Source organism: Flavobacterium fluviale, from assembly GCF_003312915.1.
GTDB lineage: Bacteria > Bacteroidota > Bacteroidia > Flavobacteriales > Flavobacteriaceae > Flavobacterium > Flavobacterium fluviale.
Map to the genome: position 1 here is coordinate 2,163,931 of NZ_CP030261.1, position 15,444 is coordinate 2,179,374.

Sequence of the window (15,444 nt, forward strand, 5' to 3'; positions counted from 1 at the left end):
AATGATAGTTTTAGGAGATAAAGAATACTACAAAGGTATTGGCCAAATTAAATTTGAAGGAAAAGAATCTGATAATCCATTGGCATTTAAATATTACAATCCAGACCAAGTTGTGGCTGGAAAAACAATGCGTGAGCACTTTAAATTCGCTATCGCTTACTGGCATACTTTCTGCGGACAAGGAAGTGATCCATTCGGACCTGGAACACAGCAATTTGCTTGGGATCAGTCTTCAGATCCTTACCAAGCGGCTAAAGATAAGGCAGATGCTGCTTTTGAATTTATCAGCAAAATGGGATTCGATTACTTCTGTTTCCACGATTACGATTTGATTGCTGAAGGAGCAACTTTTGCTGAATCAGAAAAGCGTTTGGCATTTATTACAGATTACTTAAAACAGAAAAAAGCAGATTCTGGAATTAAATTGCTTTGGGGAACTTCAAACTGTTTCTCAAACCCAAGATTCATGAACGGAGCAGCTACAAATCCTGACTTTAATGTTGTGGCAAGAGCTGGAGGACAGGTAAAATTAGCTTTAGACGCAACAATCGCTTTAGGCGGAGAAAACTATGTATTCTGGGGTGGTAGAGAAGGTTATATGTCTTTACTAAACACAGACATGGGGAGAGAATTAGATCACATGGCACAATTCTTAGCAATGTCTAGAGACTATGCAAGAGCACAAGGTTTTAAAGGTACTTTCTTTATTGAGCCAAAACCAATGGAACCATCTAAACACCAATACGATTTTGACTCGGCTACAGCAATTGGATTCTTGAAAAATTATGGTTTAGATAAAGATTTCAAAATCAATATCGAGGTTAACCACGCTACATTGGCACAGCATACTTTTCAACATGAATTAGAAGTGGCTGCAAAAGCTGGAATGTTAGGAAGTATCGATGCCAACAGAGGTGATTATCAAAACGGATGGGATACAGACCAGTTCCCAAATAACATTCAGGAAACGACTGAAGCGATGTTGGTTTTCTTAAAAGCTGGCGGATTGCAAGGCGGTGGAGTTAATTTTGATGCTAAAATCAGAAGAAATTCTACAGATTTAGAAGATGTTTTCTTAGCTCATATTGGCGGTGCTGATACTTTTGCAAGAGCGTTATTGACTGCAGATAAAATTATCACTTCATCACCATACGAAAAATTAAGAACAGAAAGATACAGCTCTTTCGATTCTGGAAAAGGAAAAGATTTTGCTGACGGAAAATTAAGCTTGAAAGATCTTTACACTATCGCACACGAAAATGGAGAATTAAATCTTCAAAGCGGTAAACAGGAATTGTTTGAAAATATCATCAATCAATATATTTAATTGTTGAAATTTAAATAAAACAAACCTAACAGATTTTAAAAATCTGTTAGGTTTGTTTAAAAATATAGTGAGACAGAATACCTGAAATATTTAAAATGATAGTCTTAGAACGTTAAATCATTTTGAAATCTTTTTTTTAGATAAAATTAAAATGTGTATTACGATTATGCCTTGTTTCAAGATTGAAATTTGATAAAAATAGATTAAAGGTTTAGTTACTATTTTTTGATAATTAAAAAAAGGAATAAGTCAGTTTGATAAAATAATAAGTGAGTATTTTTTATTGAAGGTTTTTTGAAGAGCAGAATCAATCTAGATGCACATTTTTCACTCACTAGACTTTACAAGCGCTTCAGTGTACTATTAGCTTGTTTATACAAGATATATACACAATCTTGTCATTTCGACGAAGGAGAAATCTTCGTAAGAAACTCGACAAAGATTAATTCTCAGTGCGGAGCTACTTGTGGAGATTTCTCCTTCGTCGAAATGACAAACTGTATGGTTTATAATCGACGATAAATCACTTTTCGAAAATAACTAATCAAACCAAAAACTATGAAATTTTTTATTGATACTGCGAATCTAGAAGACATTCGAGAGGCCCAATCTCTAGGTGTTCTAGACGGCGTGACAACCAATCCTTCTTTAATGGCAAAAGAAGGCATTACCGGAAAAGAAAATATCCTGAAACATTATCTTGATATTTGTAACATTGTCGATGGCGATGTTTCTGCAGAGGTAATTTCAACCGATTTTGACGGAATGATAAGAGAAGGAGAAGAACTTGCAGCGCTTCATCCGCAGATTGTGGTAAAAACTTCCTATGATTGGCGATGGTATAAAAGCCTGTAAATACTTTTCTTCAAAAGGAATTAAAACCAATGTAACTTTAGTATTTTCCGCAGGTCAGGCTTTATTGGCTGCGAAGGCAGGCGCAACTTATGTTTCTCCGTTTTTAGGAAGATTAGATGATGTTTCTACAGACGGAATGCATCTAATTGAAGAAATCAGAGAAATTTATGATAATTACAACTATCAAACTCAAATATTATCAGCTTCAGTAAGACATACCATGCATATTGTAAATTGTGCAAAAGTAGGTTCAGATGTAATGACTGGACCGCTTTCGGCTATAAAAGGTTTGTTGAAACATCCTTTAACCGATATTGGTTTACAACAATTTGTTGAAGATGCTAAAAAGATGAATTTGTAAAATCAAAATTCTATTTTCCACTATTTTTAAAAGTCCTCCACAGTTAGCTGCCGAGGATTTTTTTTGCTATATGAGCAACCGATTGTTTCTGTTTTTCATTTTGTAAGAAATGTATTGTTTACCGCATAATTCTTTGGATAACAGTGAATAAATTTCTGTAAGCCTTGTTCTATAAGGACTTTTAAAGGATCGACTTTCGAGTGATTCTTCTTCTAACTACTACATCGTTTTAGTTAATTCAGAAGAAAATTTAAATTTTAACTTTTTATGTTTTTTTTAAGATTTTGAATGAAACTATTTATTATCTCTAACGTTTTCGCTGGAATAAATGCTGTTTTTGATAATTGTTTAATATTTTATAAAAATAAATATTGATTACGTTTTTTTTGATGAGTATTTTTTAGAAAATGAGAAAAAAAATTAACGCAACCGATTGTGTGTTGTTGTTTTTTGCATATATTTGTTTTGACTATAACCTATTGTTTATTTGAATTTTAAAAATCAATGGCAGCGAATTCATTCAATTAAGAAAACTAACTAAACCATACTATTAACTCATTAAACCAATTATTTATGACTAACTTTTTAATTACTAAAAGCAGATCAAAATACTTTAAGAATTTGGGATTCTTAATCCTGATGCTGGTATTTTCTGCTGCAGTAAATGCGCAAATTACTGTTTCGGGTACTGTATCTGATGGTAGCGGACCAATACCTGGGGTAAATATTATTGTAAAGGGAACAAAAACAAATACAGTTTCTAATTTTGACGGAACTTATACACTTCAATCTGTTCCTGCCAATAGTATTTTGGTTTTTAGCTTTATAGGATATAAACCATATGAAATTGCAGTAAACAATAGAACTAAAATTGATGCTGTTCTTGAAGAGGATTTAAACGACTTAAAAGAAGTTGTTGTTATTGGATACGGAACTGCGAAAAGAGCAGATTTAACAGGAGCTGTTTCTACGGTTACAAGTGCAGCTATAACTCAATCTGTTCCTACCACTTTTGATCAGGTTTTACAAGGTCGTGCGGCAGGTGTACAGATTCAGCAGAATAGTGGTACTCCGGGCGGAAGTTCTTCTGTACGTATTCGTGGAATCAGTTCGATTACAGGTTCAAATGAACCAATTTATGTAATAGACGGTGTAATTATAGATGGAAACTCAGGTTCTTTAAATTCGAATCCGCTTGCTGCGATTAACCCAAACGATATTGCTTCTATAGATATTTTGAAAGATGCATCAGCAACTGCTATTTATGGTTCTCGAGCTGCAAATGGAGTAATTATGGTAACAACCAAAACGGGAAGAAAAGGAGACTTGGTCTTAAATTTTGATAGTTATGTAGGGTGGCAGCAAATGCCCAAAGAATTACAGGTATTAAATTTAAGAGAATATGGTACTCTTAAAAATACTCGTGCTGATTTAGGAATTGTACAACGTGACAATACTTTTATCAGACCAGATTTATTAGGGGAAGGAACAAACTGGCAGGACGAGTTATTTCAAACAGCTTTAATTCAAAACTATAATTTATCTGCTTCTGGAGGATCAGAAAATACTACTTATGCATTAGGAATGAGCTATTTTGATCAGGAAGGTACTGTAATTGGTTCTTCTTTTGATCGTATGACACTTAGAGGGGTTATCGATTCTCAAGTAAAGAAATGGATGAAAGTTGGAGTAAATATGAATGTATCCAAAGTCAATCAGGTAACAACAGTTAATGATGATTCTGTGATTTTAGTAGCTCTAAAACAAACACCAAACGTTGCAGCCCGTAATGCTGATGGTACTTTTGATGGTCCAGATACAACAGAATTTGTTCAAACCAATCCGTTAGGAATAGCGTTATTGAAAGATAATCATGCTGCAAATTACAATGTTAGAGGAAATGCTTATGCTGAAATTAGTTTTACAAAAGATTTAAAACTTAGAACCCAGTATTCGATAGATTATAACTTCGGAAACAATTATACTTTTAATCCATCATATACGTTTGGAGCCTTGTCTAACGAAGTAAGAGAAGGAAGCAGAACCAAGTCTACTGGCGAAAACTGGATCTGGAATAATTTATTGACTTATAATAAGGTATTCGCAAAACATAACATTAATGCAATGTTAGGTCAGGAATTACAAGAACAAAATTGGGAAAATCTATATGGTTACCGTTCTGGATATTTAACAAACGGAGCTACAGATTTGAATGCTGGAGATCCAACAACAGCTAGAAATTCAAATGCAAGTGCTACAAGATCACTTAGTTCTTATTTCGCAAGAGCAGCTTATTCATTTGATGACAGATATTTTTTAACTGGAACGATTAGAAGAGACGGATCTTCTCAATTTGCCGATGAAAACAAATGGGATTGGTTTCCGTCTGCAGCTTTAGCATGGAAAATTTCAAGCGAAGGATTTTTAAAAGATAATCAGACTATTAACAATTTAAAATTGCGTGCAGGCTGGGGTGTTACAGGTAACTCAAGTGTGCCAAACAATGCCTATACTTCTGTTTATGGAACTTCTGCTACAAACTGGGGAAGCGGGCAAATTGCAACTAATACAGCCAATCCAGATTTGAAATGGGAAAAATCAAATCAAACCAATATTGGTTTAGATCTTGGACTTTTCAACAACAGGGTTGAAATTACTGCAGATGTTTATTATAAAAAAACAGATGATTTATTACTGCGATTATCACTTCCTGCATATGTAGGTACGACAGGGCAGGGATCAACAGCACCGCCTTATGCTAACATCGGATCTCTTGAAAATAAAGGTATTGAGTTTACAATCAACACGATCAATATGCAGAGACAAGATTTTCTTTGGAGATCAAATTTTAATATCTCGATGAATAGATTTAAAGTGTTGAAATTGAATTCAGAATCAGGTGTTTATGATCAGACTTTACAGCAAGGATCAGATGTAACAGTTGTTACCCGCAGTGCAGTTGGCGAAACGTTGGGACAATTTTATGGCTATAAAGTGATTGGGCGTTTTGAAAAAGCAACCGATTTCTATTATAAAGATGCTGCGGGAACGGTAAAACCAACTGCACTTCCAGAAGGAATGCAGATTGGAGAAAACGGAGTCTGGATTGGAGATTATATGTTTGAAGATGTAAATAAAGATGGAGTAATCAACGAAAAAGACGCAGGTTACATTGGAGATCCAAATCCAGATTTTACTTTCGGGTTTACCAACAGCTTCTCTTTCAAAGGATTTGATGTGAGTATTATGTTTACAGGTTCTTACGGAAATGATGTTTTAAATTACCAAAGACGCTGGTTAGAAAATCCTCGTGAAAATACCAATTTATTGAAATCGGCTTTAGGATACGCGCAATTAGACTTAATTGATCCGAATGGACCAAATGATTATCGTAATGTTCAAATTGTAGGCGGAGATCCTTACATGCCAAGAATTGGGGCATCATCAGCATCTTCTGCTTCCAACTATCGTTTAAGCAACAGATTCGTAGAAGATGGATCGTATGTGAGACTTAAAAATATTTCAATTGGCTACAATCTTCCAAAGGACTTATATTCTAAGTACGGAATTTCAAATATCAAAGTATATTCGAATATGCAGAACGTTTTAACCTTTACAAAATATAAAGGATACGATCCAGAAGTTGGTGCAATCAACCAAAACCAGCTTTTAAATGGTATAGATAACGGACGTTATCCTACGCCAGTAACCACTACTCTTGGAATAACTGTTAATTTCTAAAAACTGCACAATGAAAACAAAGAAAATATTTTACACGGCTTTAATTATTGCAATGCCATTTGTTTGGACAGGATGCAGCGATCTTTTAGACGTTGAACCAAATGATGTAATTACAAAGGAAAATTTTTATAAAACAGAATCTGATTTTCAGGCTGCTACGGGACCATTGTACAATAAGGTATGGTTCGATTTTAATGATAAATTTTATTACGGTTTAGGAGACGGACGCGCTGCAAATATGTATGCTCCTTTCTCAGATTACGTTTATCCGTTTACAGATCTAACAGAAACAGGATTAACTGGACCATTAGTTTCGGCTTGGGGTTCATTATATAATGTTGTTCAGCAGTCTAATAACGTAATTATTGGTATATCTGGAAGTTCGCTTAGTGATGCCGTTAAAAACAAATACATTGCAGAAGCTCGTTTTATGAGAGGAACAGCATACTGGTATTTGGCATCATTATGGGGAGATGTTATCATCTCAACAGACCCTAGAGAATTGGTAAAAAATCCACTTGTAAATAAAAATCCATTAAAAGATGTTTACGAATTCTCTATGCGCGATTTAGAATTTGCAGCAAAATATCTTCCGGAAACGGCTGGTCAGGCTGGACGTTTAACCAAATACAGCGCATTCGGAATGCTGTCTCGTGTTTATTTATCATTCTCAGGAATAAGCGATAATCCAAACAGCGGCACTCGCAGCCAGGAATATCTTGATTTAGCTAAAAAAGCAGCAGAAAAAGTAATTAGTTCTGGTCCGTACAGTTTGATGACGAATTATGAAGATTTATTCATGATTGACAATAACAACAACACAGAATCTTTATTTGCCTTACAATGGGTTCCAAACGGAGATTTTGGTGTAAATAATACACAGCAGGCTTATTTTGCATTAGGTTCTGATATTACAGGAGACGATGCGGCTTGGGGTTATTGGACACGAGCTTCTTACAATGTTCTGCAGGAATATGAATCTAAAGATCTCCGCAGAAGAGCAACCTGGATGGGAGACAACGATCATTATGCGGAAATTAATAAAGCGAACGGAGGCTATACAGTCGATCATGCAGCTGATTTTCTTACTGTTAAAAAAGGAGTTGTAGGTTCTACAAAAGACAATTCTAAAATTACCCGTATGAATTCGGCACTGAATACTTATATGCTTCGTCTGGCTGAAGTCTATCTAAACTATGCAGAAGCAGCTTTAGGAAACAATGCTTCAACAGCAGATGCAACAGCGATTATGGGAGTTAACAGACTGCGTGCCCGTGCAGGTTTAGATCCAAAAACAACATTGACTTATGCAGATATCATTCACGAAAGAAGAGTTGAATTATGTATGGAAGGACAATATTGGTATGATTTAGTGCGCAGAGCTTACTATAAACAGCAAGAAGTAATCAATTACGTTACTGCACAAAACAGAGGAACAATTACGCCGATTTTATATGATACTTCAACAAATACAGTTTCTGTGGATCCTTCAAAAAGTACAAGTCCAAGAGCAATTGGTGTAATCGATGCAACAATTTTTACACTGCCTTACCCAGAATCTGAATTAGTTCAGAATCCGTTATTGAGAGAAAATCCTGTTCCGTATCAGTTTACAGAAGAGAAAATTAAAGACTTATTCTAGTATTCAGAAATAAAAAATTAAAGAAATAGTAATATGAAATATATTTTAAATAAAAAGTATTGGGCGCCCATCGCACTTCTTGGGATGATGGTTTTCGGCATACTGTTTACCTCTTGCGATAATAACGATTCAGGAGGCAGTACAATAACAATTACAAGAGTATTTTTAGAAGATGTCAATTCAACTGTTCCTGACAGAGAAGTTAATTTTGCCCGTTTAGGACAGCTATTGCGTATTGAAGGTTCGGGATTTGCAGGCTTAAAGAAAGTTTACATTAACGGATATTCAACTTATTTTAATGTAGCATTTGTGTCTAATAACTCGATGCTGGTAAGTGTTTCTGCCGATACGCCAATTTTAGAGGCAGATACTTCAGTGAGAAATACAATTCGTTTTGTAAATGATTCTAATGAAGTAATTTTTCCTTTTGAAATTCGTTCAGGGAAACCCGCAATTTCTAATATTTCAAATACATTACCAAATCCGGGAGAAACGATTACCGTTACAGGAGATGGTTTAACAGAAGTTAGCAAAGTAGTTTTTCCAGGAAATGTAGAAGTAGCAACAGGAATTGTTTCAGATGAAGACGGCGAATTCTTTACGGTTGTCGTACCAAACGGAATATCAGATTTAGGAGGTTCTATTTTTGCAGAAACATCAAATGGAGGCGTTTATTCACCAAGATATTTCAATTTCAAAAAAGGAATATTACTCAATTTCGACGGACTAGGTTCTCAAGGTTCATGGGACAGAGCAAGTATGATACTTCCAGCAGATTTAGAATCGGCTGTTATTGGAACAGGAAATACTTCTCAAGGAAAATATGTACCGCATCGTCCGGCGAAAATTCCATCTTTTACTGCAAATGCTACTCGTCAATCAGAAGTTTGGACAGCAGGAACAGGAGTCGATAATTGGAGAACACAATTAACACCTTATATTCCAGCAAATACCTCTCTTGACCAAGTAGCCTTTCAATTTGATATTTATGTACCAGAGGCTTGGAAAGATTCAGGTTTCTTAAAAATATGTACGATCAATAATTTTAATGGCGGCGAATGGGCAGGAGCAGTTTACAATTATGTTCCTTGGATTGTTGACGGCAAATCAGTTGCTTTTCAAACGACAGGATGGACAACAGTTACTATTCCGTTAAACAAATTTTATGCTTGGTCTAAGGAACCTTTTACTTTCGAAACAGTTTTAGCATTTCGTGAAGCAGCGACTTATCAAAACTTTGGTATTTACTTCGAAAACTCCGACATAAAACTGTCAAATGTAACAGGAAATGCAAGCGAAGTCGAATTCCCAGCAAAAGCAACCTCTGTAAAAGTGTATACAGATAACTGGAGAATAGTACCATTAGACACGCCAGTTTACAATGATTTTAACTAACAAAACCAAAAAATGAAATCTAAATATATCATACCAATAATTGCTTCATCACTAATGATTTTATCATCCTGCGATGATAATTTGATGGAGTGGGGAAAAGACCCAGAACATGGAGAAGTTACGGGAGCTGAACTTCCATTAGCTTTAGTCGAAAAAATCAGTCGCTACGAACCTTTAAAAAACTATTCCGATTTTCCTTTAGGAAACGGAATAGGAATTAGTCTGTACATGAGTGATCCCGCTTATAGAAAAATCGTAAACGAAAATTTTGATGAGGTTACGCCAGGCTACGAAATGAAACATGGCGCAATGGTAAACTCAAAAGGAGAAATAAATTTTACTAATGTTGATGCTTTTATAGAAGCTACTAAAAGTGCAGGACTAAAAGTTTTTGGCCATACCTTGATTTGGCATTCTAATCAAAGCGCTGGTTATTTAAATGGAATAATTGCCCCAACAGTAATTCCAGGTTCAAGCGGTACCAATGTTTTGGATTTAACGCCAATTAAAAATGGAACTTTTACGGGCTGGGCCAGAAATAATCCAGGAAAAGGAATTACAACAGTTGCCAGTTCAGGATTAACAAGTACTTCTGCTGCAATTCAGCTGGCATCTAGTGCAAGTTCTTCCGCAGCATACAGCCTTCAATTGACTTCGCCAAACGTTCCAATCGTTGCGGGGCATAATTACGAAATTTCATTTTACATAAAGTCTGATGTTGCAGGTAAAGGGCGCATTTCATTCAATGCCTCATTAACCAACCAATACCCATACAAAGATTGGTTTAGTACAGGAGCATCTTGGACAGAAGCTTTTGCAACAACTTCTTCTTGGCAGCAGGTTAAAATTAAACTAGCTCCAGGTGATTTTAAAGCAGGAAGCACAGCGTTTCAGTTTAATTTAGACTTAGGATATCTTCCAAATGTCACTTATTTAATTGATGCCAATACACTCGCAGTTGTTGATTTAGACGCAGCAACAGGGCCAGTTAATTTGCTTTCAAATGGAAATTTTAATTCAGGTATTACAGGTTGGAGCAGAGCCAATGGAGCTGCAGATGCATTAAGTGCAGCAGGAGCATCAAATGCGTACGAAGGAAGCGGAGCAATGAAAATTGTCAATGCAGCAAATAATCCGACAGAACAATGGAGAACTCAGATTCAGTCTACTTTCACCTCTACTTTAGTAGCCGGTAAAAGTTATAAAGTATCATACATGATTCGTTCAGAAGCAGCTGGTTCTGTACGATGTTCAACAACACCATCTTCATTAGCAAATTATCAGGGAGATCAAACTACTTCGACTACTTGGAAATTAATAGAATGGCCGATCACAGCAAAAGGAGGTGAAACAGGTTTAAGTTTTGATATTGGAGGAGTTGCTGGAACGTATTATATTGATAATGTTTTAGTAACCGACGGATCTTCAGGAGGCGGAGGTCCAACAGCCCCAGTAACCATTGAAAAAACAGAAGCCGAGAAAACCAAAATTATTGGTGACGCCATGACAGATTGGATTTCTAAAATGATTACTCATTATAAAACAAGTGTTTTCTCTTGGGATGTCTTAAATGAGCCGATGAAAGAAGATGGAACTTTAAGAGATGGAAGCGAGGGCGATACAGCAGCAGATTACTTTTCTTGGGTAAAATATTTAGGAAAAGACTATGCCGTAACAGCATTCAAATTAGCACGTCAATACGGAAATCCAACAGATAAACTTTTCATAAATGATTACAACTTGGAATCGAGATTAGACAAATGCGACGGATTAATCGAATATGTAAAATATATAGAAGGAAAAGGCGCAACAGTGGATGGTATTGGAACACAAATGCACATTGGTTTAACAACAGATAAAGACAAAATTGTTCAAATGTTCCAAAAACTGGCGGCGTCCGGAAAACTAATTAAAATTTCTGAATTAGACGTGAGATTAGGAACGGCCACACCAACAGTTGCACAGCAGGCTTCACAAGCAGAAATGTATCAATACGTAATCGATATGTATAAAAAACACATTCCTGTACCGCAGCAATACGGAATTACCATATGGGGTGTTTCAGATAATTCTAAAGAACATGAATATTGGCTTCCAAACGAATCGCCAAATCTTTGGGATGCGAATTATGTTCGCAAACATGCATACAAAGGCACGGCTGATGGTCTTGCCGGAAAAGATGTAAGTTTAGGATTCTCAGGGGAATTAGTAAAACCTTAATATCCAAAAAAAACACTTCAGTTTCAAAATAGCTTTGTCAAGGTGCAACTTTGGCAAAGCTGCTTTGTTTTATTTTTAATTATTGAAATAAAAAATATGGTTAATATTCTCAGAAACAAATTTCTCCTAATTGCATTACTAACGATGCAGTTTGCATTTTGTCAAAATATAACTCATCTTCAAAAAAAAGGAAATAAAACACAATTAATTGTAAACCAAAAACCATTTTTAATACGAGGTGGAGAATTAGGAAATTCTTCTGCCACAAGTATGGAAAGCATGGAAACCATCTGGCCGAAATTGACAGATATGAACCTCAACACGGTTTTAACGCCAGTGTATTGGGAATTGATAGAACCAGAAGAAGAAAAATTTGATTTTAAATTAGTAGATGATTTAATTCTTCGTGCCCGAAAAGAAAATTTAAAATTAGTTTTTCTATGGTTTGGATCTTGGAAAAACAGCATGTCCAGCCACGCTCCGGCTTGGGTAAAATTAAACCAGAAAAAATATCCGAGAGTTAAAGACGATCAAAATAAAAGCCATGAAATTTTAACGCCTTTCAGCGAATATAATCTTCAAGCCGATTTGAATGCTTTCAAGAAATTAATGAATCATATCAAAGATTTCGACCAAAAAGAACAGACCGTTATTATGATTCAGGTTGAAAACGAAATCGGAATGCTGCCAACTGCCCGCGATTATCATCCGCTGGCAAACGAAGCTTTCAGCAAAGAAGTTCCAAAAGAATTATTGCAGTATATTCAAAAAAACAAAGAAAAACTCGTTCCAGAATTTTATGAAATCTGGAAAAAAAATGGATTTAAAACGTCAGGAAACTGGGCAGAAGTTTTTGGAAAAGGACTTCATACAGATGAAATTTTTATGGCTTGGTATTTTTCAAAATTCACCAATCAAATTGCAAAAGCAGGGAAAGACATTTATCCAATTCCGATGTTTGTAAACGCCGCTTTAAATGCTCCCGAAAAGAAACCAGGTCAATATCCAAGTGCAGGTCCGTTACCGCATCTTATGGATGTTTGGAAAGCAGGAGGAAACGCAGTCGATTTTTTAGCTCCCGATTTTTACAACCCGTCTTTTAAGCAATGGAACGATTTATTTACCCGTCAAGGCGATCCGTTGTTTATTCCCGAACATCGTTTTGACGAAACCGCACCGTTCAAAGGTTTGTATGCTATTGGACATTACGAAGCCATTGGTTTTTCGCCATTTTCGATAGAATCTGTTGCAGATGCCAAAAAAGAACCGCTTGGGAAAATTTACGATTTAGTGCAGCAATTAACACCAACTATTGAAGCCAGTAAAGGCCAAGGAAAAATGGACGGCGTTTTATTAGACAAAGAAAACAATGCGCAGATCATAAAAATGGGTGATTATGAATTTACATTCAAGCACGATTATACCTTAAATTGGTCTGACGGGGCAAAAGCTGAGGTTTGGCCAATGTCTAGCGCCATTATTATAGAAATTGCCAAAGACGAATTTTATATCGCGGGTTCTGGAATTGTTGTAACTTTTAAATCTCTAAAAGAGAATTTAAACGCAGGAATTTTAAAAACAGATCAGGGAAAATTTGAAAATGAAAAATGGAAAACAATTCGGCATTTTAACGGAGATCAAACCCATCAAGGCAGACATCTCAGAATTTCAGTCGGCGATTACGAAATTCAAAAAATAAAATTATATACGTATGATTAATGTTTTTTTTCGCCACGAATTACACGAATAGGCACTTATTTTTTTTCTAATTATCTTCAATTTCACAAATTAAAAAAATCGTGTCATTGCAGTATTATAAACTAAGCAGGAATTAGTGTAATTAGTGTAATTCGTGGCGAAAAAACAAAAACAATATATATGAAGAAAGTATTACTAGCACTTATAATCACATTTAGTGTCAATGCACAAATAAAACTGCCGAGATTAATCAGCGATGGGATGATATTACAGCGCGATACAAAAGTCAATATCTGGGGCTGGGCTTCGGCAAATGAAAATATTGAACTTGACTTTAAAGGAAAAAAATATAAAACCACAACTTCAGAAGAAGGAAAATGGTCGATTCAGCTTCCGTCACAAAAAGCGGGCGGACCTTTCGAAATGACCTTAAAAGGAACAAATACAATCGTATTGAAAAATATTCTTTTTGGAGATGTATGGCTTTGTTCAGGACAATCCAACATGGAGCTTCCGATGGAAAGATTGAAAGATAAATACAAAGATGAAATTGCAAAATCTCAAAATTCAAACGTCAGACAATTTTTGGTTCCAGATGAATATTATTTCGAAAAAGAAAGAACCGATTTTTCATCTGGATCTTGGGTTGAAGCCAATCCAGTAAATGTTTTGCAGTTTACAGGAGTGGGCTATTTTTTTGCCAATGAAATTTACGAAAAATACAAAATTCCAATTGGATTAATCAACAGCGCTTTGGGAGGTTCTCCAGCAGAATCTTGGATTAATGAAGAAGGAATAAAGAAATTCCCAGATTATTACCAAGAATATTTAAAATTCAAAGACGGAAAACTCGAAAAACAAATCGACGAAAACGACAGAAAAGTCAATTCGGACTGGTATAAACTACTAAACGAAACAGATCTTGGCCTGAAAAATAAATGGAAAAATTCAACCGATATTTCCGATTGGAAGAAAATGAATATTCCAGGTTATTGGGCAGATGGCGAACTTGGAAATCTAAACGGTTCAGTTTGGTTTAAGAAAGAATTTGTTTTAGAAAATGTAAAAGAAAATCAGGCGAAACTCATTTTAGGAAGAATTATCGATGCCGATTCTGTTTTTGTAAATGGCAATTTTGTGGGCACAACTTCCTATCAATATCCGCCGAGAATTTATTCTTTTAATACAAATATTTTAAAAGAAGGAAAAAATGAAATTACAGTTCGCGTCATCAATAATTCAGGCAGAGGAGGTTTTGTAACCGATAAGCCGTACGAATTAATTATTGGCGATAAAACAATAGATTTAAAAGGAAATTGGAATTATCAATTAGGTTCAAAAATGCTTCCTTTGCCAGGGCAGACATTTGTAAGATGGAAACCAGTGGGACTTTATAATGCCATGATTGCACCACTTAAAAATTATCCTTTAAAAGGCGTTTTATGGTATCAAGGAGAATCGAATACCAAAAATCCAGCGGAATATTTAGTATTAATGGAAACATTAATCGAAACTTGGCGTAATGAGCTGCAACAGGAAAAACTACCTTTTTTAGTAGTGCAGCTAACTAATTATATGAATCCAAAACCAGAACCTCAAGAAAGCAATTGGGCAGCTTTAAGACAACAGCAGATCAATTTACTTAAAGTTCCCAATACCGGACTGGCGGTTACAATAGATTTGGGTGAATGGAACGATATTCATCCTTTAAATAAATACGATGTTGGAAAAAGATTGGCGCTTCAGGCCAGAAAACTAGTTTATGGCGAGAAAAAGCTAATTGCTTCGGGACCTCTTTTTAAATCAGTTAAAAAGGAAGGGAACAAAGTAATTCTTCATTTTTCGGAGGTTGGAACTGGCTTGCAAATCAAAAATGGAAATGAATTAAAAGAATTTGCAATCGCAGGAAATGATGGAAAATTTGTTTGGGCAAAAGCGGTTATCGAAGGAGATAAAGTTATCGTGAGCAGTGATTTTGTAACAAATCCTGTAAAAGTGAGATATGCTTGGGCAGATAATCCAGATACAGCCAATTTATACAATAAAGAAAATTTACCAGCTTCGCCTTTTGAGGCAGAAGTTAAATAGTTTTTTAAACACATAGAGACATAGTTTTCTTGCGCTGAAAGGCGTTTCACTTATTTAAATTAACATAGCTATGTGTGAGAAACTAGTTTCTTTTTTTAGTCTTTTATACATAAAACA

The 15,444-nt window shown here is 35.4% G+C and carries 7 protein-coding genes and 1 pseudogene; all 8 read left to right on the forward strand.

Translation table 11 applies throughout. From position 1 onward, the window contains the following. The first annotated feature begins 1 nt into the window (after nt 1). A complete protein-coding gene (xylA, locus tag HYN86_RS09605; RefSeq protein ID WP_113677818.1) occupies nt 2-1,327 on the forward strand; it encodes a xylose isomerase in 1,326 nt (441 codons plus the stop codon). Between the two features lie 558 nt (nt 1,328-1,885). Further along, nucleotides 1,886-2,543, forward strand: a pseudogene (gene fsa / locus HYN86_RS09610) (fructose-6-phosphate aldolase). A gap of 573 nt (nt 2,544-3,116) precedes the next feature. Then, nucleotides 3,117-6,284, forward strand: a complete 3,168-nt coding sequence (locus HYN86_RS09615) for a SusC/RagA family TonB-linked outer membrane protein (protein ID WP_113677819.1) — start codon at nt 3,117-3,119, stop codon at nt 6,282-6,284. 10 nt (nt 6,285-6,294) lie between these two features. Further along, on the forward strand, nt 6,295-7,926 hold the full coding sequence (locus HYN86_RS09620) for a RagB/SusD family nutrient uptake outer membrane protein (protein WP_113677820.1): 1,632 nt from the start codon (nt 6,295-6,297) through the stop codon (nt 7,924-7,926). A gap of 33 nt (nt 7,927-7,959) precedes the next feature. Then, nucleotides 7,960-9,321, forward strand: coding sequence for a glycan-binding surface protein (locus HYN86_RS09625; RefSeq protein WP_113677821.1), 1,362 nt, complete (start codon nt 7,960-7,962; stop codon nt 9,319-9,321). A gap of 12 nt (nt 9,322-9,333) precedes the next feature. Next, nucleotides 9,334-11,541 (forward strand): endo-1,4-beta-xylanase, encoded by a 2,208-nt coding sequence (locus HYN86_RS09630; RefSeq protein ID WP_113677822.1) that lies wholly within the window; start codon nt 9,334-9,336, stop codon nt 11,539-11,541. A 96-nt stretch (nt 11,542-11,637) separates the two neighbouring features. Beyond that, nucleotides 11,638-13,260: a GH35 family beta-galactosidase gene (locus HYN86_RS09635; protein WP_113679902.1), complete on the forward strand. Its 1,623-nt coding sequence runs from the start codon at nt 11,638-11,640 to the stop codon at nt 13,258-13,260. 159 nt (nt 13,261-13,419) lie between these two features. Further along, nucleotides 13,420-15,327 (forward strand): sialate O-acetylesterase, encoded by a 1,908-nt coding sequence (locus HYN86_RS09640; RefSeq protein WP_113677823.1) that lies wholly within the window; start codon nt 13,420-13,422, stop codon nt 15,325-15,327. Nucleotides 15,328-15,444: the final 117 nt, after the last annotated feature.

What these genes read in the sequence shown, in the direction of transcription:
- xylA (WP_113677818.1), top strand. Translation starts at nt 2, where the DNA reads ATGATAGTTTTAGGAGATAAAGAATACTACAAAGGTATTGGCCAAATT.
- HYN86_RS09615 (WP_113677819.1), top strand. Translation starts at nt 3,117, where the DNA reads ATGACTAACTTTTTAATTACTAAAAGCAGATCAAAATACTTTAAGAAT.
- HYN86_RS09620 (WP_113677820.1), top strand. Translation starts at nt 6,295, where the DNA reads ATGAAAACAAAGAAAATATTTTACACGGCTTTAATTATTGCAATGCCA.
- HYN86_RS09625 (WP_113677821.1), top strand. Translation starts at nt 7,960, where the DNA reads ATGAAATATATTTTAAATAAAAAGTATTGGGCGCCCATCGCACTTCTT.
- HYN86_RS09630 (WP_113677822.1), top strand. Translation starts at nt 9,334, where the DNA reads ATGAAATCTAAATATATCATACCAATAATTGCTTCATCACTAATGATT.
- HYN86_RS09635 (WP_113679902.1), top strand. Translation starts at nt 11,638, where the DNA reads ATGGTTAATATTCTCAGAAACAAATTTCTCCTAATTGCATTACTAACG.
- HYN86_RS09640 (WP_113677823.1), top strand. Translation starts at nt 13,420, where the DNA reads ATGAAGAAAGTATTACTAGCACTTATAATCACATTTAGTGTCAATGCA.